This is a genomic window from Oscillibacter sp. (assembly GCF_032060045.1).
In the GTDB taxonomy this organism is placed as follows: domain Bacteria; phylum Bacillota; class Clostridia; order Oscillospirales; family Oscillospiraceae; genus Oscillibacter.
Genome location: NZ_DAMBZJ010000011.1, coordinates 38,255 through 42,465 on the forward strand (window position 1 = coordinate 38,255; position 4,211 = coordinate 42,465).

General features: G+C 60.3%; 2 protein-coding genes and 1 pseudogene. 1 reads left to right on the plus strand and 2 read right to left on the minus strand.

The window, feature by feature from the left end:
• Both RT018_RS06310 and recJ read right to left on the minus strand, forming a co-directional pair.
• Positions 1 to 311, minus strand: a pseudogene (locus tag RT018_RS06310) (HD domain-containing protein); the annotation flags it as partial.
• The gene (gene recJ / locus RT018_RS06315) at positions 308 to 2,410 is read right to left on the minus strand and encodes a single-stranded-DNA-specific exonuclease RecJ (RefSeq protein ID WP_312940246.1); all 2,103 of its coding nucleotides are present in this window, start codon (positions 2,408 to 2,410) and stop codon (positions 308 to 310) included. The pseudogene RT018_RS06310 and the gene recJ, both read right to left, overlap by 4 nt.
• A 240-nt stretch (positions 2,411 to 2,650) precedes the next feature.
• On the opposite strand from recJ, the gene RT018_RS06320 reads away from it, so the two are divergent.
• A complete protein-coding gene (locus RT018_RS06320) occupies positions 2,651 to 4,174 on the plus strand; it encodes an S-layer homology domain-containing protein (protein WP_312940247.1) in 1,524 nt (507 codons plus the stop codon).
• Positions 4,175 to 4,211 lie beyond the last annotated feature (37 nt).

The window sequence follows — 4,211 nt, forward strand, 5'->3', positions numbered from 1 at the left end:
ACCCCCTCCACCAGATTCGCGACCGTGGGAGAAAAAAGCCGGGCAACCTCCTCGTGGCTGGCGGGAGTGTCCTCAATCACATCGTGGAGAAGAGCCGCTTCGATGGACTCGGAGTCCAGCCGCAGTTCTTCGGCCACAATCTGGGCCACCGCCAGAGGATGGATGATATAGGGCTCGCCGCTTTTGCGTTTCTGAGCCACGTGGCTCTTTTTTGCAAATTCGTATGCGGCCCGGATATGGGCAAAGTCCGCCGAGGGGTTATAGGCCCGGATCGTGTCTTCCAGTAGCTGATATTCTTCGTCTACAGTCATTGGGCCTCCCTCCCTTCCCAGACCTGCGCCCCGGCATGCAGCCTTTGTAAAAGGGGGCAGGCGCAAAGATCTACGCTGTCTTCCCAAGGAAGCAGCGCAATGTCAAAAAATTCCTCATCTACGGGGGCGATGCGCAAAAGTTCCCGCTCCTCAAACACCTCCAGCGCAAGCACGGCGCGCAAGAACGCCTCCCGTCCGCCCGAAAGCTCGGCAACGGAGCGGAGAAACGGCAGCTTTGCAACCGTTGCCCGTCCCTGCGGCAGCAGGTGGCGAATGGCCTTTAAAAGCACCCGGAACTGCTCCAAGGATGCGTTCAAGCGGTCGGCCTCCTGGGCTGTCAGGCTTTCTCCGGTGCGCAGCCGCTGGATCAGCTCAAGACTTTCCGCCTCGCTGCGGCTGGGAATGCGGCTGAGCCGCAGGTCCACCATCTGCAATTGCAGGGTGGTCCGGCCGCGGAAGGTGTTGCCCTGAAGATAGAAGGCGGCGTCCACCCGATCTCCCACACGGATGCCGCATTCCTCTGCCGTGGCGGAGAAAAAGATGGCGTCAAACCGACAAAGGCCCCGGCTCAATTGCAATTTCAGGTGCTTTCCCTGCCCCACGCATTGAAGCCCTTCTACCCGCGCGCCAAGCAGCGCGAAGACAGGCCGGGGATTCCCCGCGCCATAAGGGTCCAGATGACCAAGCTGTTCCACTTCGTCCATGGTCAGGTCTGCAGGATCGGATACGGCGGCGTCGATCTCCAGCGCGGGAACAGGAATGCTCTTGCCACAGTGAGCCCGGACATAGCCGTTCATTTTCTCCCGGAAAGGGGCAATGTTTTCCTTGCGGATGGTGAAGCCTGCGGCCAGCTCGTGGCCGCCGAACCCTTCCAGCAGGCTGGAGCACGCCTCCAGCGCGGCAAAGAGATTGAATCCCCCGAAGCTCCGACAGGAGCCTTTGCCCAGATCGTCCTGAATGTGAATCATGAAGCTGGGGCAGGAAAACTTCTCGCTGATGCGGGAGGCCACAATGCCCACCACGCCCTGATGCCAGTCGTTGCTGTCGAGCACCAACGCGGAGCGCTGAGAGCCCGGCAAAGACTCAATCTGGCGCAGCGCATCGGCGCAGATGCCCTGTTCCACGGCTTGACGTTCCCGGTTCAAATCGCAAAGCGCCCGGGCCAGTTCCTCGGCGCGGGCGGGATCCTCGGTTTCCAGCAGGTCGGCGGCAAGGTCCGCTGCCCCCATGCGTCCCGCCGCATTGATGCGGGGGGCCAGAGAAAAGCCAATCTGCACGGAGGTGACGGGCTTTCCGTCCAACCCTGCTTCTTTCAAAAGAGCATGAATGCCCACAAAATCCGTTCTTGGCAGGGCAGCAAGGCCCCGCTGGACGATCACCCGGTTTTCCCCCTCCATCCGCATCACATCGGCAACGGTGCCGATGGCGGCAAGGGTGCAGTATCGGCAGAACAACCGCTCCTCGTTGACGGATCCGCCCAGAGCCAGTACCAGCTTCAGCGCCACGCCTACCCCCGCAAGGTGCTTGAACGGGTAAGGACAGTCGGGCCGGTGGGGGTCCACCACGGCGGCGGCCTTGGGGAGGGGCCCTTTACACTCGTGGTGGTCGGTGACCACCACGTCCAGCCCCAGAGAAGTAGCGAAATCCACTTCCTCCGCCCCGGTGACACCGCAGTCCACGGTCACCAGCAGCGTGGCTCCCTGATCGTGGAGGGATTGAATCGCCTCCCGACTCAAACCATAGCCGTCCTCAATTCGCCTGGGAATATAGCGCAGGCAGGAAACGCCGCAATTCTTTAAATAGTCCAGCAGCAGGACGGTGGAGGTAATTCCGTCCACGTCGTAGTCGCCGAAAATGGCCACGGTTTCTTCGTCCGCAATGGCGCGGCGAATGCGTTCCACGGCCTTATCCATATCCGCCATAATAAACGGGGAGAGGGTCAGAGCCCCGTCACACTCCAGCCGCTTGGCGGCCTCCTCCGCGGAGGAGACGCCCCGGCTTGCCAGCACGGAGGCCAGCAGCGCGGGATATCCCGCCTGACGCAGCGCTTCCACCGCGCCCGGAGAGGGCACGCCAATGTTCCACTTTTCAAATTTCATCACAGCAGCCCCCCTTCCGACAAATTCTGCGGCACAGTTGTGCTATTTTCCAAAATAACTCCACTATTATACCAAGGTTTCACGGAAACGTAAAGAAAATTCTAACCTTTGGCGGCAAATTTGACGGGCAAGCCGGATTCTGCTAAAATAACCGGGATTATGGCGCTGGAAGATTTTACGCAGCCCGGGCCGTGGCCCGGCAGATTATTTTATGAAGTGCATGGAAAAGGAGATGATTGTTTGATAAAATACTTGAAACGGCTGGTCGCCGCGGGTCTTAGCTGCCTGTGTCTGTTGACTGTGCTGCCGGTGAGCGCGGCGGCGGCCCCTCGATTCTCCGATGTGCCTAAGACGCACTGGGCAGCGGAGTCCATTGCCCGGGCGGCAGAAAAGGGACTTTTGAATGGACGGAGCGACGGAACGTTTGGCATGGGGAAATCTATGACCCGGGCGGCATTTGCCGCGGTGCTATGCCGCCTGTTTGAGTGGGAGAAGGTGTCCCCTGCCACCGGGTCCTTTACGGACAACCGGGACACCGCCAAGTGGTATTACGGTGCGGTGGAAACCGTGTTTGTCCGGGGAGCGGTGACGCAACAGGAAGAGAAGTTCCGTCCCGGTGATGCCATTACCCGGGCGGAGATGGCGGTGATGCTGGTGCGCTCACTGGGGTATGGGACTTTGGCCGGCCTTGCGGGAGAACGGAAGTCCTCTTTTACCGACGTGACCTTTAGTTTGGGCTATCTGCTTCTGGCCAGCGACCTTGGCATTATGACGGGAAACACCCGGGGAGAATTTCAGCCGGACAAGCCCGTCACCCGGGAACAGGCTGCCGCCGTGCTGATGCGGGTTTACGACAAGCTGCACGCCCCCGCGCCGGAGCTCATAGGCATTGCTCGCTCTGCCGAGAAGCTGAGCCTTACAGGCGTTGGGACCGTGGCGGTTCCCGCGTTGAAGTTGGTGTATAACGGTTCACTTCAACTGGTTCCCGACGTTGGCGAAGAAACGGTGGCTGCCATCCAGTCGGCGGCAGGGGACAGGCGTATGCTGCTTCAGGTTTCCGGCTCCGGCCCTGTTTTTGCCGAGGTGAACCCTGCGGCGCTGGCAAAAGACCTTGCAGCCGCCGCCGCTGACGGCGGCTGGGACGGTGTACTGCTGGACATCTCAAAGCTGACGGGTACGGACAGGGCGGCTCTTACGACGCTGGCGGCCGCGCTGCGGACGGCCTTGGGAAAAGACAAGCTTTTCTTCGTGATGGCGGAAGCGCCTGTCCAGCCGGGGAGTACGGCTTACAACGGTTATGACTTTGCTGGGCTGGCGGCTGTGGCGGATAAAATCATTTTGCGCATTGCGCCCTATTATCAGGTGATTTCCGGTTTGCCCACCACTCCCAAAGAGCCGCTTGAGGAAGTATATTACGCAATGGAAGCTGTGGCATCCGCTATCCCGGCGGAAAAGATAATGCTTCTCCTCACCGTGTCCGGTTCCAAGTGGCGGGGAGAGCGGGCCGAGGGGGATGTGTCCGCGGCAGAACTTTCTGTCCTGCGGTCCACCTCCGGTGTCACGGGCTACTGGTCGGGTCGGTACGCCGCGCCCTATCTCAGCTATACAAATTCCGGTCAGCGCGTGGTGGTATGGTATAATGATGCCCGCTCCGCGCAGGCGCGGAGGCAGCTTTCGTCATTTTTCGGGGGCGGCGGACTGTGCCTGAACCAACTAACCGGCCCTCTGGACGGCGAGGATGGGATTCTCTCAGGGCTGCAATGAGCGCAGAAACTGCAAAGAAATCCGAAAATAGAAGCGG

Bases quoted from the DNA above. Each gene is read 5' to 3' on its own strand.
- recJ (WP_312940246.1), bottom strand. From the start codon at position 2,410: ATGAAATTTGAAAAGTGGAACATTGGCGTGCCCTCTCCGGGCGCGGTG.